The organism is Bacteriovorax sp. Seq25_V (assembly GCF_000447795.1).
GTDB lineage: Bacteria > Bdellovibrionota > Bacteriovoracia > Bacteriovoracales > Bacteriovoracaceae > Halobacteriovorax_A.
The window spans coordinates 332,231-352,998 of sequence record NZ_AUNI01000009.1 but is presented as its reverse complement, the minus strand read 5'-3'; the positions used below and the strand labels follow the sequence as shown (position 1 = coordinate 352,998).

Here is a 20,768-nt window from a genome sequence, read left to right as displayed (position 1 = left end):
CCAAATCAAAGTCCTAAATAACGTTAGTAAGTTTGAAGTCTAATACCTTCATTGAAGCATTCACTGCTTCTTCTTTTATTTTATCATGAAGATTTGCTTTATGGACAATAATAAAACATCCTCCACCACCTGCTCCGCACATTTTCATGCCGTCAGCGAGACTTTTGCTCTTTAATTGATTGAAAAAATCTCTAATCTCTGGTGTCACAATGCCTTCAAATAAACTTTCTCTAACTTGTCCCTCTCTCGTGATAAGTTCAAGAAGCTCTTCGAAGCGATTATCTAAAATAGCCTGATAAGCTTCACGAGATAATTTTGCAATCTCTGTAAGCCCTTCACGTACACCATTTCTCTTATCAAAGAAGTCTTTATAAACTTCCCAGTTGTTGATTGCCGAAAAGCGAAGCGCACCTGAGTAAATCAGAGTAATTCTATTTTCCAAGAATTCTTTTAATTCTTCCGAGTAAAGTTGTTCAACACGCACGCGTGAGTTTGTTGGAACAAGAGCGAGAACGCCGCCGAACAGTGCCGGATAGTAATCTTGATATCCGCATGGTCCCATATTGAGAATTTTGGACTCAATATTTTGTACGACATTAATTGCTTTTAAACGATCAAAATCCTGATCCAGATATTTTGCAAGGGCCTTATAAAGGGTCACGCCCATTGATGAGGACCCACCAAGTCCGGCACCAGGAGGAGATCCTGATTCAAGTGTTACCTTTGCATTTTTTGTAAGCTTAAAATGAGCAAGAATTTGGCAGACAAAACTTAAAGCTCCAAAATGTTCGCCGTCGAAGTTTTCAATGGTAAAGTCAGAAGAATTAAACTTTGTTGTTGAGTTATAATCTTTTGACTCGATTATAATTCCATCGAAGTCAACTTCTTCAATTTCCACTTTTGCTTTAAGAGATGTTGCAATATTTAGTGTAACTGTGTCCCTTAAGATTTGATTAATTGGAACAAGATCAATCGTTCCCCCTAGAAGGTCTACTCTTACAGACCCTTCAACATTAACTCTCACCGTAAACTCCAATATATGGTAACTCTCTATATTTCCCATCGAAATCTAGGCCATAACCGATAACAAACTTATCTTCGATTTCAAATCCTAGATAATCAATTTTATTTTCATGAATTGTTCTTGCTGGTTTATGAAGAAGCGAACAAAGCTTAAGACTCTTTGGTCCACGATCTTTAAGATCTTTTTGAAGTTCCTTGATTGTTAATCCTGTATCAACAATATCTTCGACTAGAATAACATTCTTATCTTTGATATCGACTTTAATATCTTTTAGGATTTTCAGATTTCCTGTGCTCTCTGTACCTTCGTAGCTAGAAGCCGCGATAAAATCGAGAATGATAGGAGATTTGATTTCTCTAATAAGATCTGCAACAAACATAAAAGCGCCATTTAAAACGCCAATAACAACAATTTCCTCACCAGAAAAATCCTGGTCAATCGTTCTTGCTAATTCTTTGACTCGATTTGAAATTTGTTCCTGTGAAATAAAGACTTTGTGAGACATAACTTCCTCGCTTTAAATGAATATGCGAAAAAATTGTAACACAGAAAAGGATGAGAATGGAGAGAATTAAGTCATTCTCTCCGTTATAAATTTGTTAGTCTTTTGCAGCTATTTCAGCCTGACCATTTTCATTAATTCTCTTTAATCCACCAAGAGAGATTGAAAATGCCATCACATCTTCCTCTTCTCCAAAGTAGTCAAAGTGTGAGCGACATCTCGCTTCATACATATCAGACTCACCTACTAGAACCTGATCCTGGTTCTTAGTTGGTTTTCTATAACTCTTCGTCGCTGGTGCACCACATACAGTACAGATAGCTTGAATTTTCATTACATCATCTGCAATACAAAGAAGTTGTGGCATTGGACCAAACGGCTCTCCACAAGAATCTTGATCAAGACCAGCACAAATCACGCGAATTCCGCGACGTGCTAATTTTTGTACAACCTTTGTAATTGTTGCATCAAAGAATTGAACTTCATCGATAGCGACGATTCTTGTTGAATCGAAAACCTTTTGAAGAATATCTAAAGCGTCCTTAACAGGTGTTGCTTCAATGGCCTGTGACGAGTGAGAAACCACGTCAGTTGCGTGATAACGGTCATCAATTGCAGGTTTAAAAATTTGTACTTTTTGGCGAGCAATTTGCGCTCTTTTAACTCTACGGATTAGCTCTTCAGTTTTTCCTGAAAACATTGGTCCGCATACGACTTCAATTCCGCCGCTCATGTGCATGTGGTTTCCTAAGTAGGACATCTCGAACTCCTTTCGCTAATGTCAATTAATGTCTCAAAATAAAAAGTTTTGTGTGTATTGTGTAAGATCTATTAAAGCATTTTTTGGCAAAATCGTCAGGCCGGCCGCGCCCTGGGTCATTCCATTTTGCTTTTAATTTCGGTAAGATGTGATTACTTACAAAATCTAACAAAGAATTCAGAAAGGATAAAAATCATGAAAAAACCTCTTGCTCCAAAGCATCCAATAGAAATTATTCAACATGGTCACAAGCGTGTTGATAATTATGCATGGCTTCGTGATGAGAACTGGAAAGAATTCATCAGCGGAAATCTCAATTTCAAAAATCCTGAAGTAAAGAAATATATCGACGAAGAAAATGAATATACAAAAGAAGCCACAAAACACTTCGAAAAATTCCAAGAGAAAATGTACGCAGAAATTCTTGGACGTATCAATGAAGATGATAAGACTTTCCCAATTCTAAAAGGTGATTACTTCTACTATACCGTGACTGTTAAAGGTGAAGATTATCCAAGACATTGTCGAAAAAAAGGAAGCCTTGAGGCAGCAGAAGAGGTTTACTTTGATACAAATATTGAAGCAAAAGAACACGATCTCTACATTTTAAAAGGAAGATCAATTAATGAGGCGAATACTTATCTCGCTTATGCTTTCAATACTTCAGGCTCAATGGAAGCAACAATAAAAATTCGTGATCTACAAACAGGAAAAGATTTTGACTATCAAGTTGAAAACTCAAATGGGTCTTATATGTGGGTTGGAGACACTGATATTTACTACGTGGAAAGAGATGAATTTTCTCGTGGAGCAAAAGTGTATAGCTTCAATATTTTTGAAGGACCAGAGAAGAAGAAGCTTATTTTCACTAAACCAAATGAATATAGTAATATGTTTATGAGCATGGGCCAAACAAGTGATAAGGCCTATGCGGTTCTAAATCTAGCAAGTGGTGCTTCAAGTGCTGTTTTCTATCATTCTCTAAAAGGCACAGATAAAGAGTTCAAGCTTTTTGTAACGGGCGACAATGACATTAGTTATGAGCTTGATCATTGGGACGGAAACTTCTATATCAGTACCAATAAAGGAAACGCTCAAAACTTTCAAATTTTTAAAGTTGAAGCGGACCACGATAAAATTATTGATATGAAAAACTGGGAAGTCTTCGTTAAAGAGAGTCCTTCACTTTATATCACTGACTTCGACATCTACGCAGGAAAACTTGTCATTGAGGCCAATAATACGACAACAGCAATCCCAGAACTTTCAATTGTTGATATAAAAACTAAAGAGGAAAAGAAAGTTAAATTTCAAGATGAAGTTTATCATCTCAGTATGTTTGGAGCTTACGACAACAATAGTGAAGTTCTAAGAATCTACTACCAATCACCTGTTCAACCATCACAAGATATTGATCTTAATATCTCAACTCTTGAAATGAAGGTTGTTGATACTGACATCGTTCCAAATTATGATCCGTCTTTATATAAGGTAAGAAGAGACTATGCTCCCTCTCACGATGGAGAGCTCATTCCACTAACAATTATCACAAAGAAAGATTTTATAGAGGATGGCAAAGCCCCAGCATTTGTTTACGCGTATGGTTCCTATGGACTTGGTATGCCAGTTGGTTTCTCATCTAATTTTTATCCCCTAGTTGATAGAGGCTTTAGCTTCGTTGTTGCACATATTAGAGGTGGAGATGAAAAAGGAAATGATTGGTACCTAAAAGGTAAAATGCACCACAAGCTCAATACATTTAAAGACTATATCAGCTCATGCGAACACCTCATCAAAACGGGTTATACTTCAGCGGGAATGATCGCGGCCAATGGAGGGAGTGCAGGAGGACTTTTAATGGGCGCAGTTTCAAATATGCGACCAGATCTCTTTAAATGCGTGATTGCTGATGTGGCCTTCGTTGATATGATTAATACAATCTCTGATGAAACACTCCCTCTGACACCTCCGGAGTGGGAAGAATGGGGAAATCCGATTAAATCCAAAGAAGATTTTGAGTACATGATGAGCTATTCTCCATATGATAATGTTAGGGCACAAAATTACCCAAATACTCTTTATAATTCAGGAATATCTGATGAGCAGGTAACATACTGGGAACCAACAAAGATGGTGGCAAAACTTAGAGAACTTAAAACTGATGACAATCTTCTTCTGTTAAAGATGAAAATGAATGCTGGACATGCTGGTGCTTCAAAGAGATACGAGTGGATTGAAGACAAGGCCTTCAATTATAGCTTTGTCCTCAACTGCTTTGATATGCTTGATTAGATTGACGCCTCTATGGCGTCATTCTATCTATCACAAGATTCATCATAAAATCTTTAGCTTCTTCATTTGTAAACTGAATTCCTAATCGAAGCTCATGCGATTTTGCCCAACGACATAAGTGTTTTGTAAGCTCGCTTAATTCAGCAGAATAATCTTCATAAGAAATTAAAATTGAAGGACTATTCTCACAATAGCTATATTCAGTAAAGCCTGAAAAATATTTTTTAACTAAAGATTTCACTGACTTTTTCTTAACATTTTGAAATGAAAGAATTTCTTCCATTTTTTTAGGGGAAATAACTATTGGTGCACTAAACTTGTTAAAGCCAAAACGATAAACACAACGATTCAACTCTTCTGTGTTTAAGCTAATAAGTCCTTTCTCAAGAGCTTTACCACAATTTTGTACAACTGCAGTAAAATTAAAATTAGCATAGTCTAAATCTTTGAGAACATTCCCATTGTTGTTTGTGCAATAAATGTCACTATATTCAATATCCGCAAAAATAAATTTCTTAATGAATTCATATTTTTTAGGAGCTACTTTTTTAAGTTCATTTGGTTTTAAAATATAAGTAGTGAAAGACTCAGCAAAATCCTCTACGGGATTCGATCGTGCATAGTTAGACACAAAATTGTCTTGAAAAAATGGATATGTGGCCGAGTAAATAGCAAAAAACAATCCTTTTTCCCATTTCCATTTAGACAACTTGGCCCACTCATCACTGGCATCGATACCAGTACTTAGCATCTCACCATGTTCAACATACACAAGATCTGCGATCACGTGTCCAAGCTCATGAATTACAGTGTATACTTTATCTCCTGCATGAGTGTCTGACCAAAGCTTAAAAAAGTTAATCGAAGCATTTGCAAGAGTATTACCTTTATAACGATCAGTTTTCTTTGCGTGATATCCATAATCGAGAGACTTCAGCGAGTCTTCTGGCAATAACTTTACTGCCTTCAAAACCGCAAGTAGCTCATCTTTAGTGTATCTTACCGTATGAAGAAATCTATCTTCATCACTTATTTTTTCATTGGAAAAAGGCGACAAATCGAGATTATATTTTGCCTGAATATAAAGATAGTAAGCACCGAGGCCTTTTCCATAGGCCATATCTGCCAAACAAAAAACATCAGTACAACTTCTGAAATCTCGCTCCTCAAAGACAAGCTTAGTATCAACGACACTGCCTTTATCTCTTTTTTTCAACTGATTATTTAAGATGTCAATAAGTCCAGCACGGGGCTCATCAATTCTCACACCATATATTTCAAGGCTGGAGTCAAGTTTGGGATACATTTGTTCTAGTTCTTTTCTAATACTAGTACTTGTTAGTGAATGCTGACTCATACAAGCACTGACACTACGATCAACGCTTTCATCTGTGACATCCAAGGCACTTGTATAAACGTTGAACACTATTGATAAACTTAGACACCCCAAGCTCAGCTTTCTACTAAAATTAGACATTTATAGCTCCATATTTTACATATAGAGTTTATAAAGCAAGACCGATGCCAGATTAGATTTCGAGATGGACTTTAAGAGGAACTCTTTTAAGTTTTCTTCCAAGCCCTAAAACCTCAGTTGTCGTTGAAGTTCCTGCATAGATTTCAATGTTTTTCTTTGACCAAAAGTCCAGAGCATACTTGTACAGAACTTTTGAAATTCCTTGTCCCTGAAAGTCTGGATGAACAGCAATTGTCATAATGAAGCCAATTTTCATTTTATTATATGCTGGTCCAATAACCCCTGCAATTCTTCCATCGACATAAGCAACATAACAACACTTGCGCTGTATCATCATTTGATAAAATTGACGTACCATTTTTTTAGAAATATTTCCCACTCGACTAGTTGAGCTTCGACGGTGCGCCTGATACTCAAGCTCAATTAATTCATCAATATCACTTTCTTTGGGGCGCTTAATTTTAACTTTCTTATTCTCAATCTTAGCTAAGGCCTTCCTACCATCTGCAACAGTTGCGTAAAGAACTTTACCAACATCTTTAGCCCCACACCTCTCAAGAGCATGATGAATATTTCCACCATAGTTAACATAGAAGTGGGCATTCTTGATTCTTCGATCAAATGACTTTGCTTCAATTATTAACTCACGGGCCTGCTTTGGAGTCAGCATTACATCATTTCTCACATCAACGTGAAGAATTCTTTTTCCAATATCTGATGCTCTTTCAACTGTATATTGAAGATTAAGCTTCTCATTTTTTCTCAAGCCAGGATGAGAAACTTCGTAACTTTTTCCAAAGTAATCAATATAAGTATCAACCTTATTTACTTTAGATTTTTTTAAGAATTTATATATAGGATCATTCTTGAATAATGGGTCCATAAACTAGATGAGATTAATTACTAACATGATATACATCGCAATAAATAACATAAATAGGGCCACAAATAATAGAGGTGAAAATACGACGATAAAAGACTGAACTGTTGTAAATCTAAGATTATGTTTCACGCCAAAGAAGATATAAAGTACCGAGGCAATTTGCTTAAAAAGCTTTCCAAAAATTGGAATAATGAGAAAAAAATTGCCAACAAGTGAGTTGTTAACTACATCATCGAGTGCATTTTCATCAACTTCCTTATCGAATATATTGGCAAAGAAAGAGATAATAATTCTCCAAAATTTCACATAAACCCATGCAGTAAGAGGAAAGAAAACTACTTCAAAGAGAAGACCCATTAACATAATTTTCTTTTGAAATAATGATGAAAGATTTATTCCTGGAAAATAACCACTTTCAATTAATGATTCAGATAACTGTAAGCCAAGATGTAAAAAGAGTAATGAATAAACTGCTGAAACAAAAACAAATAACCATGATGTTAAAGCATACGAAACGAAATCAAGATTAAACTTTTCCTGAAATTGATCATCAACAAGAGCAAATAGACGCCCCTTCTTCATTCTTTCAAGTTCAGTTCTTCTCTTATATATTGCCTGATGATTTCTCACTGGATGAAGTAGGCAATCAATATAATTATAAATGATTTCATTCATGGTATTATTTTACTTTATTTTGTCTAAGAAGTGGAAAATAAGATGTGATTTTTCGTCGAGAATTTCAATCCCTTCGCTGTTTTCTCTGACCAAAAAACTCTGTTTTCCTGCAGTAATCTTATAAGTAAATAGGAAGTCATTGGCGATCTTTTTTCTAATTACATGAGCTTCTTTTTTTAGAATATCAGTCCACTTACTGGCCACACTCATTCTGCCCTTAAAGATCTGCTCTCCTTCCTGATTCGAGATCAGATATTCAGAGTCAGCATCAATATTCAATTTTCTATTCCAAAAGAACTGTAATGGTACAAATACAGATCTAAAGAGCTCCGAAGTCAGAAAATAAAGTTGATTACCTTTAAGGAGGAAATATCCATTTTGACTACCATATTTTCTAAACAAAGATAGAGTTACATCACCAAGTTTTATCTCTCCAATTTTGTCCTCAAGATCAAAGTTTTTGATCACTACTCTTTTGGCCTTAAAATTTTTGAAAGTATCAACAAGATTTTTAAAAGCTTCTTTATTATATGTTACCCCCTCAAAAGCCTGAGGAATGGTCGTCATATTCACAAAATTAACAGCAAACTTCGGATTTCGAAAAGAATCAATAGTAACCTCTCCTTCAAAGGTCCCGACAAAAGGATTCAAATTGAAAAAGAAATCATCATTTAAAGAAAAAATTGATCGAACCTGATCGTAGGGTCCACTAGTTCGATAAGCTTCATTACCGCTATTTGCTTGAAGACTCTCTGTATAACCATTCTCATACTTAGCGACGGCCCACTTAAAGCTTCCCTGCTTAATATTTGAAACCTTTAAATAGAATGAACTATTGAACTGTAATTTTTGACCAATCTGAATTTCAAGCTCTCCATTTGAAAATATAAAATGAATCTTTTCTTTTAGTGTACTCTCATCAAGATACTTTACCTCTTCTGGAGTGAGAATTCTTTGAATTTTAATATTTTGTAATTGCTCAAGAAAAAATGCAATTTGACCTCTTGATATTTCAATCCCCTCATTTGATATAAACTTATCTCCATCCGTTGTAAGATTGAAGTTACTCCCCTGAAGCGATTTTAAAGTTCCCATTTCTTTTTGTGAAAATAGTTCTTCTCTCTTTTGCTCTTCTTTATATTCTTCTCTAATCTTTGTTTCTTCAAAGAAGTAAATAAAGACAATAAGTAAAACTGCAGTGATAAATAAATATAAATTCTTCAATTAAATTAAACTCCTTCTACGATACTGAATAAAAGCAAAGCACAGTAAGAGTAGAGGTAATATAATCACTGAGAAGTAGAGAATTACTTGTTTTTGAAGGTCTGAAATAAAGACAGGCTTCTCAGGGAGTGCGGCGGCCTGTACAGACGTTAGCTGATCTTCTCCAGCTGCCCAGTAATATAGATTTAAGACATAAGTAAAATTCGATTGGAATTGATAAAACTTATTCGCAACAAGCGTAGCGTTTCCTAGTCCTATTAGCCTTGGTTTATCATTTTTTAATAATGCTGCGGCCATATCGATTGGCCCTAGCACATCCCTCTCATCAAATTTTAATTTCTCTGATACAAGTTCGAGAATTGTTTTTTCGGCCCAACTATCATTTGAGCTTGTCGCCAGTGGTACATAATTTTTTTCTTGTTCTATATCTTTTAAAGTTACAGAGGAGGAAATAGGAAAGAAAACCTGTCCTGATATATTAGTATTAATATTCTTATCATCAAACTTTCTAACAATCGGTGCACTTCCGCGAGAGCCATTAAGTGAGAATTTAGAATCAATCACAATATCATTAGAGATCGATAGTCCAAGCTCTTCAATATAACTTCTAAGTTTTCCTATTTTATCTCCATTTAGCATCGGAGAGAATCCAACAAATAAAACTCCTCCCTGGTCATAGTACTTCTTCACCTTTTCAAGTTCCGAATCCATGAGATCAGACATTGGAGATAGAATAGAAAACACATTACATTGTCTTGGTATCTCTGAAACCGCCAGAAGGTTGATAATATTTAGTTTAAATGAAGACTCTTTTAATACGTGTAAAAAACCAGTATATCCAACATCTGTCGTATCCTCAAAACCCTTCATGTAAGCAAAACAGAGGAGAGGGTCTCTTTTTCGCTGTATGCTTATCAAACCATTTGTAATACTTAATTCTTTTATCTCTGTCACGAGTATTGGATGATCTTTTATAGGACTCTCAATGACAACAGTTGGAGATCTCAGAATACGATATTTAGAGACCAAATCACTTCTTACTTCAGGATCGATATACTCAATTTTGAAGTTTTGATTTTCATTCTTATAAAAGTCAAGCAGAGCTCTAATGCTGTCTCTATATTCTTTACTAGAGAAAATTTTAAAAGTTACTGGGTCATTAATCTCTGCGATGACTTTCTGAGTTTGCTCAGTTAGAGAGTTTAATTTCCTAGCTCCAATATCCCAAACATAAGCTCTTTTTACTGCAATATAATTAACAAGGGCCAATACAACAAAGAAAAGAAAAAATCCTACGATATTACTTGCAAGATTTTTTCCATAAGTTGATTTCATCAATTTAATAACTTCATCTTTTTTCATGAAACATAGAACTACAGTCCCTATAACAGCTAGCAGAAGTGGCGTTAAACATAAAATTGGATTATCAGGCATTGTTACAACTAGAAAAACACCAACGAGATAGAGAATTCCAACGATAGATACAAGAATTTGAAAATTATATTTTTTCATTACTTTCTCACTCCTAGGATTCTTACACTTACATATGAGAAGTAGATTACAAATGAAGCAAAATAAACAACATCAAAGGATGCAATTGCTCCTCGAGAGAAATAAAAGATATGTTGGCCAATACTCATATGTCTAAGTAACTGACCAAAAATATCACTCGTGACAACTGTTCCAGTTGTAAAAAGCATCAAAAATGAAAACAAAATACCAAAGCTCAATACAATTGAAACGACATAACTTCTTGTGACTATTGAAGACAACATTCCCACACTTAGATAACAAAGAAGAAGCCCTAATACTCCAAGATAGTTTGTTAATAGCATCATCCAATCCTCAAATCCTGAAAAAGATAAAATAATTGGAAAGATAATTGTGGGAGCAATGATAAAGATCCCCTTCAAAACAGCTGAAATAAATTTACCAAAATAAATTTGTGTTGTTGATAAATTTGAGAGCATTAAAAGATTCATTGTATGCTCCTGCTTTTCTCTAACAAAAGCTCCCATCGTCAAGATTGGAGCGTAGAAAATAAGTAAAAAATTAATTGAAGAAAATGTTGGAGCTAAAATATTATCAACAACTGTCTTATTGGTAAGCTCTGCTGTCTGGAGTAAGTTAGAATAAAAGACTCCTCCAATTACAAATGAAAATATCGCAGTGAAAATATATATTGTTGGTGAGCTAAGCCATCCCTTAATTTCTTTCTTACTTAGAATTACTATGCCTTCGGTCATTTTCATTGGTGACTCTCCGATGTAACTGACTTAAAGATTTCTTCTAAATCCATTTTCTTTTCGACTTGAGATAAAACAACAATTTGCTTTTCAAAGAAAAATTTTGCGACAATTTTTTTAAGCTCCATCACTTCAATTGATGTCACTTCGTATGTACAGTTTGATACCTTATTGAAGCTAAGTTTGTATTGATGACAAAGTTCCTTCACAACTTGATCGTTATCTTCAGCCAGTTCAAACTGAATTTTCTCTCCATGCTTGATTTCTGCTTCAATTTCATCAATTGTTCCATTTTTTACAATCACACCATTGTTAATGATCGAGATTCTATTACACATTTGTGAAAGATCATGAAGTTGATGACTAGAAATAAGAATCGTATGATTCTTAGAAAGATCTTTAATAAGTTCTTTCATCTGGATGATTGCGTGAGGATCAAGCCCCACGAGTGGTTCATCAAGAACTAACAACTTTGGATTGTGACAAATTGCCTGTGCAAGAGCAACCCTCTGCTTATAACCCTTAGAGAGTTTACCGATTGTTTTATTTTCGAATTCACGAAGTCCAAGACGATCAATAATTTCTTCAAGAAATTGATCATCCTTACTATTATAAATTTCTTGAACAAATTTTAGATAATGCTTAACCTTCATTTCAAGATAGAGAGGTGCATGTTCTGGAAGATATCCAATTTTCAATCCTTCTTCTTTTTTTACTTCACCAGCATCGAGAAAATTTAATCCAAGTAGGATATTCATTAGTGTCGACTTCCCTGCTCCATTTGGCCCAAGAAATCCGTGCACAGATCCTTCTTCTATTTTAAAATTGATCCCTTTAAGTACTTTCTTATCAGGATAAGATTTTTCAATATCCGAGAACTCTACTATGGTATTCATCTATAATCCTTCTAAAATTTAAATACTTTAAAATCCTACCAAAAAATGAAACAATTAGAAAAGTTCCAAAATTAATTACCGATAAGAATAGTCATGAGTAATGCAGTAAAAAGATTTTTAGAGTTGACCGCTAAGGCCAATAAGATTGTTATCACAACACACATTCATCCAGATGCCGACGGTATTGGAAGTGAAATTGCGCTGTGTATGGCGCTTAAGAAGCTTGGTAAAGATGTTGTTTGCGTAAATGAAGAGCCACTCTTTGAGCGTTATAAGTATCTTGACCCTGAAGATGTAGTTCGTTCGTACGATGAAGTTAAAGATTCAATCGGTAAAATTGATTTATTTATTGTTACTGATACTAATTCTCTTCCGCGTATCGGAAAGAATGTTCAAGAGTTCGTCATGAAATCGCATGAACTGCTATTTATCGACCACCACCCTTGTCCAAAAGAGCTCTCAGCGATTCATTGTATTGATTCAAAGAAGGCTGCAACTGGAGAACTAGTTGGGGAACTTATTACTGCACTAGGTGTTAAGTTTGATGAAGCGATGGCCCTAGCGCTTTATACTTCAATAATTATTGATACAAGTAGTTTTAGATATCCTACAGTGACTGGTAACACTCACCGTGTAATTGCGGATCTACTTGATTCAGGTGTGAGTCCACCCCAAGCTTATAATATGATCAATGGAACAAAGAAAGTTCCTTACATGAAGCTTCTTGGAACAGTTCTGACTTCAGCTCAAACTACAGATGACGAATCTATCGCATGGATCTCTCTCACTGAAGATCAACTCGATCTCTACAAGAGCGATGCTGAAGACACTCACGGATTTATAAATCACCTTCTGATTTTAGATAATATCAAAGTAGCATGTATGTTTAGACAAATTGGCGACAAGGTCAAAGTCTCTTTTCGTTCAGCAATCTCATCTGTTGATGTGGGAATTATGGCACAGGCCCTTGGGGGAGGAGGTCATAATCACTCTGCAGCAACTGTAATTGATGGAAAGCTAGAGAATGTTATTCCACATACCATTAAAAAAGTTCAGGCCATGCTTAGTGACGATGAGTAAGTAACTACTACTTATTCAGAATTTGTGCGAGTGCTTCTTTTTCTTTTTGAGAAAATGCAAAACCACCAGTCTTTAAAAGTGTTTTTAATTTTTCCTGAACATTTGGATCGTTAGGATCATTTTTATCAACATCACTCTTTAGCACAACTGACTTATCTGTATTCTCTGGCGCCTCTTTAACTTCTTTATTTTTTTCAGGTTTTTTAATTGCAGATTTTCTTTCAACAACCAAGTCTTCTGGCATTGCAGTGACAAAGTCATCTTTTGGAGCTTCTTTCTTCTTAGTTGCTGCTTGAGCCTTAGCCTCATTTCGTTGCTCTAATTTTGCTCTAATTTCACTACTTGATAGATCATTTGGTTTTTCACGTCTAACGATAGGACGATCATCTGTGCCTTTTGGTGTGAACTCTCCATCATTCTTCTTTACTCGTGACTCAGAAACTGGAGACTTTTTCGCATGCATATTTGTAGGTGCCATTCTATTCAGTATTCTCATCAAAAACTCCTGATTATATTTTATCAGCAATCTATTTTGCTTAAAAGTACCGGCAAGCCCATCCACACGTAGGTTTAGATGTTTACTTCTTCCCTGTCAAAGATCATTGGCGATTTAAAAAAATCAATAGTCCGGAAGATGTACTTTTATTTTCTTACTGATAACAATAAGTTTAGTCTTTCAAGCTATTGTTTTTATAAGATAATCAAATCTTTTTTCGAAGAGTTTTCACAAAACCGACAACTTTCATCAGGAATCCTATTGTTCATTTTTTCAATTTTGTCATAATCGGTTCAACAAAAACGAGAAGAGAAAACCCTAGATCTTGCTGTCCGTTAGTTGAAATGTTGTACGTTAATCGAATTAGATCAGGGCCTTCAAGAGAAACTTCGTTTCTTTTGAGGTTAATCATGAACACAATTACTTTAAGAAACTCAGTTAAAAGAACAAAACTTTCACTCCTAGCTCTAGTAACAACTTTTTCACTTGTATTCACTTCATGTGGTAGTGGAACAAGCTCGAAGAACTTAGAAATTCCAGGTCTAAATGGCCCGAAGGTAAATCTTGTTGGAGACAATATTTTAATCGATGTTGTTTTTGAAAATATCACTGTTGAAGGTGGTGCAAGATATGCGATTCCAAAGTATCCAAATTCTTATATTGAAGTTGCTCCAGACTTAGAAAGTAATGGAACACTGATGGCATTCTCCGTATCACTTGATGATATTTTTGGAGACAATGTAAGACAACTTGACCCTCTAACTCTACCAGGCGGAAGAGCAATCCCAGGTGTTTCAGAAGGTGCGTTACCAGCTGTAGCATTTAGTATTGAAAAATTTAAAAACATGGCATTCTATATTGGACCAAAAGTATTTGGTATTTGGATTCCACTTAAAAAACTTGGTATGAATGGTGCTATGTTAACAACAAGATTCTATACTGGTTCAACTCGTGTAGGTAACTTATCTCTTGTTGGTGAAGATGCAAATGGTGAAAATGCTGGTGTGTTCTTAGCTTTATCAGTAAGTTCAAGCCAGAAGAGATCACTTGAAAAAATCGCAGCAAAAAACTAATTTGAATATTTCCAAGCCCCCTTTCTAGGGGGCTTTTTCACGCCTTCTCCGACAAATTCCCTCAGACTATATTTTTCATCTTTTCTATAAAGCACTCATCCATTTCACCGAAGAGTAGACAAAGTTCGGAATTTTCCAAACAAGTGAGGTAGATAATGGTAAATGTATTGAAGAAGAAGTCGTTAGGTGTTCTAACGCTATTAAGTCTACTGTTTGTTTCTGTATCATGCGGAGACAGCGGTAATGTTAGTATCCCAGGAGTTCAAGGGCCAAACGTTAATTTATTAGAAGACAATCTAATTGTTTCAATGGTGCTTGAAGATGTAGAGATTATGGCAGGAGCAACTTATAAAGTTCCAAAGTACAAAAAATCTTTCCTAGGACTTAATCCAAACCTAGAGGGTGTAGGTTCTGTTTTAACGTTCACAGTTTCATTAGATGATATTTTCTCTGCTGATGTAAAAGAACTTGATCCAAAAACTCTTCCAGGTGGAAGAATGATTCCAGGTGTAGCTTCAGGAGCTCTTCCAGCAGTTGCATTCTCTGTTGATTCATTAAAGAACATGGCTTTCTATGTTGGGCCAAGTATTTTTGGTATTTGGGTTCCACTACCTAAATTTGAACTTTACGGATTTGCTTGGACTAAAGCATTTAACGTAGGTGAAAAAAGAGTTGGTAACGTTACTCTATTCGGAAAAGACGAAGAAGGTAATAACTCAGGATTTTTCTTAGGACTTTCTGTTAAGAGTGCTTACGAAAAAAGACTAAAAAGCTTATCTAAAAAATACTAAATAGTAATTGGCGTCAATCCTAGATTGGCGCCTCTACTACCCAAATCTGCCATTTAAATTTCGTTTTTTCACTATTATCTAATTTAATCTTCACAGACTCTTCAATTTTATCAACATCATTAATCACATAAAACTGTTCACCAAGCACTGCAATCACATTGTAAATCCCCTGGTGTAAGTTGTGATCAATCAGGTAGCGAAGAAACAGGTAACTAAGTGGACTCTCTTTACTTCCAAGCTTATCTATTTTCTTCATATCCGTTAAGGCCTTACGTGTTTGATATGCGCGAAGTGGACCGTTGAATGTTTTAAGAATTTTCTTTGAATACTTATAATCAGTTTTCATCTTAGTCATATTAACTTCGACAGTTTTCTTATCAGTTCTAAACTTTTTAACAGCATCTTGGAATGCAGAAAGAACAACTTTCGGCTCCTCTTTTTTTACAGCAACAGGCTTAACAACAGGTTTAGCAATAGAAATTTTGATTGGTTTTGGATCAACTTTCTTTACAATTGAAACAACTTTTGGCTCTTCTTTCTTCACAACGACAACAGGTTCCGGCTTTTTTTCTTCGACAATTGCCACACCAAGGTCGTCAAATTCACGAAGGGCTCCATACCAGAAAATTCCTTCATTCAGCTTACCAAGAGAGTTTGATTCTTCTTTTAAGATACTCTTTGAAGCATCATCAATACTTTCCTTAAGCTTATTTAAAACCACAAAGCGCTCCATACACGCCTTACCACTCCCTATTTGATTAATAACTTTAAATGCACTCGTCCCTTCGATGAAGTTGTGAATCTCATTCATATTACTAATTCCATAATAAGTATCATTCTCATTACAAAGAGTGTTGATTTCATTTTTCACAAAGCGACAAGCACGCAGAAATGATTGCTCAAGGTCATCATCTGAAAAGTAATTTTTAACAATAGAAACTGCTTTCCCTTGATATCTTTCAAGTAAATCATAACTCGACTTTTTTCTTAAAAGAGGATACTTCCCCCAATCGATTACATCCGGAAAAAATTCTTCAGAACGCTTAATAAATTTTTTCATATCAGTTGTCACTGGCTTACAACTTTTAAAAATACTATCGTAGTCCAGTGAACACTTCTGTTCTGCTTCATTAATTTGATACAATGAAATATGTAGTTTTTTTAAGAACTCATAGTTTAATGAAATACTTACGAGACGATGAAGATAGTGCAAGTAATCAGCAGACTGTAAGAAATCGATTGAAGAACAAGTAAAACCTGGTTCAATATAATTCTTGATATAAGAATCGAGATCTATCAACTCTTCAGAAATTTGGTTAGAAATGAATGAGTCCTCGTACTTATCATCTAAGAACTTCACTTCACCCAAACGATAATTTATATCCAGTGCAGGATCTAGTGGACCAGAGTATTCAGCGAAATCTCTCTCCCCTGTCCAATACACAGTTGTATCTGTTGCACTTGTTTGCAATGAAAATATAAATGCTAATAAAATTAAATACTTCAATATAACCTCTTAAGGTCTATTTTACCCAAAGAAGGCTCAATGATGGTACATAGGTAATAATGGCCAGAGCAATGAGTAGAAGTATTAAAAATGGAAAAGATGCTCTGTATAATTCAGTAACATCCTTATTGAATCGAATCGAACTAATAAAGAGATTGATCCCCACTGGAGGCGTAATATAACCGATTTCAAGGTTTGTTAGGAAGATAATTGCCAAGTGAATTGGATGAATATCAAACTCGGACGCAATTGGAAGAATTAGTGGGACAACAACAATTATCGCACTAAAAATATCCATTAAACTTCCAACAATTAGAAGAAAAATATTTAGAAATAGTAGGAAGCTATACTTATTATCGAGCACTCCTCTCATCAGATCAAAAATCTGAGCTGGTACCTCTTCATCAACAAGGAAGTTTGTAAGCCCAAGTGCGCAGCAAAGAATAATAAGAATTGCCCCCACAAGAGTCATCGATTCAACAATAATTTTTGGAATATCTTTATCAATCGATAAGTCTTTGTAGTAGAAACATTCAATAATTAAAATATAAAAAGCGGTAAAGGCTGACGCCTCAGAAACTGTAGTGATCCCACCATAAATACCACCAAGTACAGCAACAGGTAGAAAAAGCTCAGGTAATGTCTCTTTGAAAGATACCCATAGCTCAGTCTTATCAAATTGCACTCTTTCCTTCTTCCAAGTTCCATTTTTCATGGCCCACAGAGATAAAACAACAATTAGCAAGATTCCTGGAACAATCCCTGCCTTGAACAGTTCATCAATATCAACCTTCGCAACAATTCCATAAAGAATAATTGGCAAACTTGGTGGAAATAAAAGTCCAAGAGAACCAGAAGTTGTGATGAAACCCATTGTATATTTTTCAGAGAAACCTTCGTTTCTTAGAATTGGGTAAAGAAGACCACCAAGAGCAACAATTGTTACCCCACTCGCTCCAGTAAATGCAGTAAAAAATGAACTTACAATTAAACCAACAATTGCAATTCCACCAGGCAACCAACCAATAAGCGCATCTGCAAAACGAAGAAGTCTCTTGGGAGCTCCAGACTCTGCCATGATATAACCAGCAAATGTAAAGAGTGGAATAGTTAATAATGTTGGAGCCGAAGCTAATCTATAAATTTCAATCGATACCGCTGATGAATCTATCCCGTTGATTGAAAAAGCCGCAATCGCAGCCCCACCGATCACTGCAAAAAGTGGAACTCCAAGCATGGCACATATGAGAACAATTATTCCAAGAAGCCCAAAAGTCATTACTCTTCCCCTTCTTTTGAACTAAAGTCGAGAAGATCAAGAATCGCTCTTAAGAACATTAAACTAAAGCCAATAGGGATAATCAGTACTAACGTCGAGGTATGAAGGCCCAGAAAACTCTCGGCGCCATATTTTTGTTCGACAGAGAAAAACTCATAACCAGAGTTTGCAAGGAAAAAAAGAACAATGGCCGTTAACGCCGTTGCTAGTTTCTGTAAAAGAAAAAGATTCTTCTTACTTCCTTTTGTCTCTAAAATTTTATGGAAGATTTCAATTGCAATGTGTTTTGAGGCAGCAGTTGCTAGTGTTGCCCCAAGGAAGGCCGTCGCGAAAACCATGTGACGAACCAGTGGTTCAATCCATGCATAAGAAATACCAAACCATCTTAGAACTACGTTGCTCACACTAAATCCAAGCATACCAAAAACAATGAGTACTAAGGACTTCTTAACAGCGCTATCTAATAAATTTGCAGTTTTTCTTATGATCATATTTATAAGTTTTCTTCTAATTTCTTTAATGCTTCTTCGCTGAAGAGATTACCTTTTAATTTCTTGATAATCTCTTGTCTAAACATTTTTCCTTTTTCAATATCAGCTGCAGGATATTCAATAAATTTAATCCCACCACTTCTTAGTACACTAAGAGCATCTTTATTGTCCAAATCATTTGAAGAGTTTACATTCTTTACATATTTAGCAGAGATTTCATTAACTATTTTTTGATTTGCTGGAGAGATTTTGCTCCAGATCTTATCGTTAATTAGGAATGCTCCGATAGAAAATGAAAGTGGAAAGTCGACAAGGTACTTAACTTTTGTGTTCCACTGAAGTGAAAGAATTCCTAGCGGAGGAGCATAAGCTGCATCAATAATACCTGTTGAAAGACTTGAAAGAACATCAGTAATTGGTAGCGGAACCGAGATTAACTTCATTGTATCAATCATTGTTGAAACAAGCTTATCCCCTTCCCATGACCAAATTTTTAAACCACCAAGGTCATTAATTGATTTTGTCTCTTTGCTAGAAACAAAGTAAACAATTCCAATTTCAAAGAAGCCAAGATTTTTAAATCCACCTTTTTCAAACTTCGAATTAAAGAATGGAGTTAGTTTTTCAACAGTTCTTAGTGCTTTCTCTCTGTCATTATAGAAAGTAAATGGAAGCTCCATTACTCTAACATCCCCATTGATTTCCCCAAGAGTTTTCCCTGTGAAGATACCACCATGAAGCTGGCCTACGTGAATTTTTCTTAAAACATCTGGCTCATCTCCTTGAGATCCGCCAAAGTAAAATTTAATTTTTACATCACCCTTAGTTGCGTCCTTAATTTCTTTTGCCATCTTCGAAAGATTTTTAGCCCAACTTGTTCCTTCTGGAGCAAGTACACCAACTTTGATTGTTGAAGCGAAAACTGATAAAGATAAAATACTAAGTAACAATACTTTCATTTAAAATCCTAGATTAGAAAATTGATTTCCTATATTTTTTAATAATATTCATTCTCTTTGTTGCGATCATATTAAAAACGCTCACGTAATTTTTTTCAGGAAGCGCAATTGTTTCACCCTGCCAGTATTGGCTATTGCTTTCTTCTCTTGCAACTTGAGAGATAAAACTCTCTTGTTCTTCATAGATATCTTCTTCAAGCATCGGTATCGCATAGAACTGTACAAAGCTAGCTCTTACTAACCAATTCTTTGGCCAAGCACGAATAGCATTTTCAAAGATCTCTCTCCCTTTCTGAGGATTACCACCTAGCATTCTTGGTCTTCCAGCTTCGTATGTTGCATAGAAAATTTCACAAGCTCCATAATTTAGCTTAGGGTCACGAGAACATGCCCAGTCATAAAGAGCTTTTGCGACAGGAAGGTAAGAAATTACCTTCATATTTGTACGTTGCAGATTAACAAGTGAACCAAGGGATTGTCCTAGGTACATGGCCACTTCTAAATCTCGAGTCGAACTACCAAGCTTAGAGTCTAAAACTTTTGTTAACTCATCTGGTGAGTTAACGTATGAAGAAAGCTCTATCCCATCAAGATATCTCACTCCGTAATAAAGTGCTTTCGTATAAGAGTTTAAAGCTCTCTTTAAATGGACTGAGTTTTCTTTTTCAGCAAGCTGATCTTGAAGAAGATAAGTTTCATCAATTGCAAAACCTTTTGCTGTATAAGCTTTTAAAAGTGTTGCCAGAAGATTTTTATTTCCCTCATCTTGAGAAAGAAAACCTTCAACCAATTTAATATTTCCGTAGATAGAATTTTCAAAAACCTGCCAATCATTTTCAATTTGCTGATCGAAAGAAGCATCATAGATAATCATTCCAGTTGGAGTGATTGCTGCTTTTTTAACTAGTGAACACGATGTCGAAATAACTACAAAGATGCACAGAAAAAGATAGTGCAAATATTTATTGCCCATTTGGTCCTCTTTAATAAAACTATTCCCCAACATTCTCTCTCAAAAATAACGTATTTACAACGACTTGACCTTGGATTCGTGTAATTTTCATCCCCTATGATGACGCAGCTTTACAAGAACGGTAAGTTTTTGATATAATT

At 35.3% G+C, this 20,768-nt stretch carries 20 protein-coding genes; 4 read left to right on the top strand and 16 right to left on the bottom strand.

Going from position 1 to position 20,768, the window contains the following annotated elements; translation table 11 throughout:
- Positions 1-13 precede the first annotated feature (13 nt).
- The 3 genes from M900_RS03030 to M900_RS03020 form a co-directional block, all read right to left on the bottom strand.
- The gene (locus M900_RS03030) at positions 14-1,024 is read right to left on the bottom strand and encodes a GHMP kinase (RefSeq protein ID WP_021273563.1); all 1,011 of its coding nucleotides are present in this window, start codon (positions 1,022-1,024) and stop codon (positions 14-16) included.
- Positions 1,014-1,529: a hypoxanthine phosphoribosyltransferase gene (gene hpt / locus M900_RS03025; protein WP_021273117.1), complete on the bottom strand. Its 516-nt coding sequence runs from the start codon at positions 1,527-1,529 to the stop codon at positions 1,014-1,016. The genes M900_RS03030 and hpt overlap by 11 nt, the downstream gene beginning before the upstream one ends.
- 94 nt (positions 1,530-1,623) lie before the next feature.
- A complete protein-coding gene (locus M900_RS03020) occupies positions 1,624-2,286 on the bottom strand; it encodes a thymidine kinase (RefSeq protein ID WP_084703417.1) in 663 nt (220 codons plus the stop codon).
- Between the two features lie 195 nt (positions 2,287-2,481).
- Here M900_RS03020 and M900_RS03015 point away from each other — a divergent pair, with 195 nt between their 5' ends.
- Positions 2,482-4,578: a S9 family peptidase gene (locus tag M900_RS03015; protein ID WP_021273278.1), complete on the top strand. Its 2,097-nt coding sequence runs from the start codon at positions 2,482-2,484 to the stop codon at positions 4,576-4,578.
- A gap of 10 nt (positions 4,579-4,588) precedes the next feature.
- On the opposite strand, the gene M900_RS03010 is transcribed toward M900_RS03015, so the two are convergent.
- The 7 genes from M900_RS03010 to M900_RS02980 are packed head-to-tail and all read right to left on the bottom strand — an operon-like array spanning position 4,589 to position 11,979.
- Positions 4,589-6,055, bottom strand: coding sequence for a hypothetical protein (locus M900_RS03010; protein ID WP_034730877.1), 1,467 nt, complete (start codon positions 6,053-6,055; stop codon positions 4,589-4,591).
- A 52-nt stretch (positions 6,056-6,107) separates the two neighbouring features.
- Complete coding sequence (locus M900_RS03005; protein WP_021273442.1) at positions 6,108-6,938, bottom strand: GNAT family N-acetyltransferase; 831 nt, start codon at positions 6,936-6,938, stop codon at positions 6,108-6,110.
- A 3-nt stretch (positions 6,939-6,941) separates the two neighbouring features.
- The gene (locus tag M900_RS03000) at positions 6,942-7,613 is read right to left on the bottom strand and encodes a hypothetical protein (RefSeq protein ID WP_021273346.1); all 672 of its coding nucleotides are present in this window, start codon (positions 7,611-7,613) and stop codon (positions 6,942-6,944) included.
- Positions 7,614-7,622: 9 nt separating this feature from the next.
- Positions 7,623-8,837, bottom strand: coding sequence for a hypothetical protein (locus M900_RS02995; protein WP_021273560.1), 1,215 nt, complete (start codon positions 8,835-8,837; stop codon positions 7,623-7,625).
- Positions 8,838-10,349, bottom strand: coding sequence for a Gldg family protein (locus M900_RS02990; RefSeq protein WP_021273501.1), 1,512 nt, complete (start codon positions 10,347-10,349; stop codon positions 8,838-8,840).
- Positions 10,349-11,089 (bottom strand): ABC transporter permease, encoded by a 741-nt coding sequence (locus M900_RS02985; protein WP_021273425.1) that lies wholly within the window; start codon positions 11,087-11,089, stop codon positions 10,349-10,351. Before M900_RS02985 ends, M900_RS02990 begins: the two co-directional genes overlap by 1 nt.
- Positions 11,086-11,979 carry an ABC transporter ATP-binding protein gene (locus tag M900_RS02980; protein ID WP_021273508.1) on the bottom strand — a complete coding sequence of 298 codons (894 nt, stop codon included), beginning with the start codon at positions 11,977-11,979 and terminating at the stop codon, positions 11,086-11,088. The genes M900_RS02985 and M900_RS02980 overlap by 4 nt, the downstream gene beginning before the upstream one ends.
- 93 nt (positions 11,980-12,072) lie before the next feature.
- Between M900_RS02980 and M900_RS02975 the strand changes: the two genes are divergently transcribed.
- Positions 12,073-13,059 (top strand): bifunctional oligoribonuclease/PAP phosphatase NrnA, encoded by a 987-nt coding sequence (locus M900_RS02975; RefSeq protein WP_021273551.1) that lies wholly within the window; start codon positions 12,073-12,075, stop codon positions 13,057-13,059.
- Positions 13,060-13,066: 7 nt separating this feature from the next.
- Here the strand turns inward: M900_RS02975 and M900_RS02970 are convergent, their stop codons facing one another.
- Positions 13,067-13,555, bottom strand: coding sequence for a hypothetical protein (locus M900_RS02970; protein ID WP_021273370.1), 489 nt, complete (start codon positions 13,553-13,555; stop codon positions 13,067-13,069).
- 410 nt (positions 13,556-13,965) lie between these two features.
- On the opposite strand from M900_RS02970, the gene M900_RS02965 reads away from it, so the two are divergent.
- Together M900_RS02965 and M900_RS02960 are read left to right on the top strand one after the other, a co-directional pair.
- Positions 13,966-14,628, top strand: coding sequence for a hypothetical protein (locus M900_RS02965; RefSeq protein ID WP_021273203.1), 663 nt, complete (start codon positions 13,966-13,968; stop codon positions 14,626-14,628).
- A gap of 155 nt (positions 14,629-14,783) precedes the next feature.
- Entirely contained in the window at positions 14,784-15,419 is a 636-nt protein-coding gene (locus M900_RS02960; protein ID WP_021273333.1) for a hypothetical protein, read from the top strand.
- 19 nt (positions 15,420-15,438) lie between these two features.
- On the opposite strand, the gene M900_RS02955 is transcribed toward M900_RS02960, so the two are convergent.
- Genes M900_RS02955 through M900_RS02935 form a run of 5 tightly spaced genes read right to left on the bottom strand, consistent with a single transcriptional unit; the run spans position 15,439 to position 20,628 of the window.
- Complete coding sequence (locus M900_RS02955; RefSeq protein WP_021273084.1) at positions 15,439-16,926, bottom strand: hypothetical protein; 1,488 nt, start codon at positions 16,924-16,926, stop codon at positions 15,439-15,441.
- 16 nt (positions 16,927-16,942) lie between these two features.
- Positions 16,943-18,205, bottom strand: coding sequence for a TRAP transporter large permease (locus M900_RS02950; RefSeq protein ID WP_021273171.1), 1,263 nt, complete (start codon positions 18,203-18,205; stop codon positions 16,943-16,945).
- A complete protein-coding gene (locus M900_RS02945; RefSeq protein WP_021273083.1) occupies positions 18,205-18,696 on the bottom strand; it encodes a TRAP transporter small permease in 492 nt (163 codons plus the stop codon). Before M900_RS02945 ends, M900_RS02950 begins: the two co-directional genes overlap by 1 nt.
- Before the next feature lie 2 nt (positions 18,697-18,698).
- Entirely contained in the window at positions 18,699-19,655 is a 957-nt protein-coding gene (gene dctP, locus M900_RS02940) for a TRAP transporter substrate-binding protein DctP (protein WP_021273456.1), read from the bottom strand.
- Between the two features lie 13 nt (positions 19,656-19,668).
- Entirely contained in the window at positions 19,669-20,628 is a 960-nt protein-coding gene (locus M900_RS02935; RefSeq protein ID WP_021273156.1) for a lipoprotein, read from the bottom strand.
- Between the last annotated feature and the right edge of the window lie 140 nt (positions 20,629-20,768).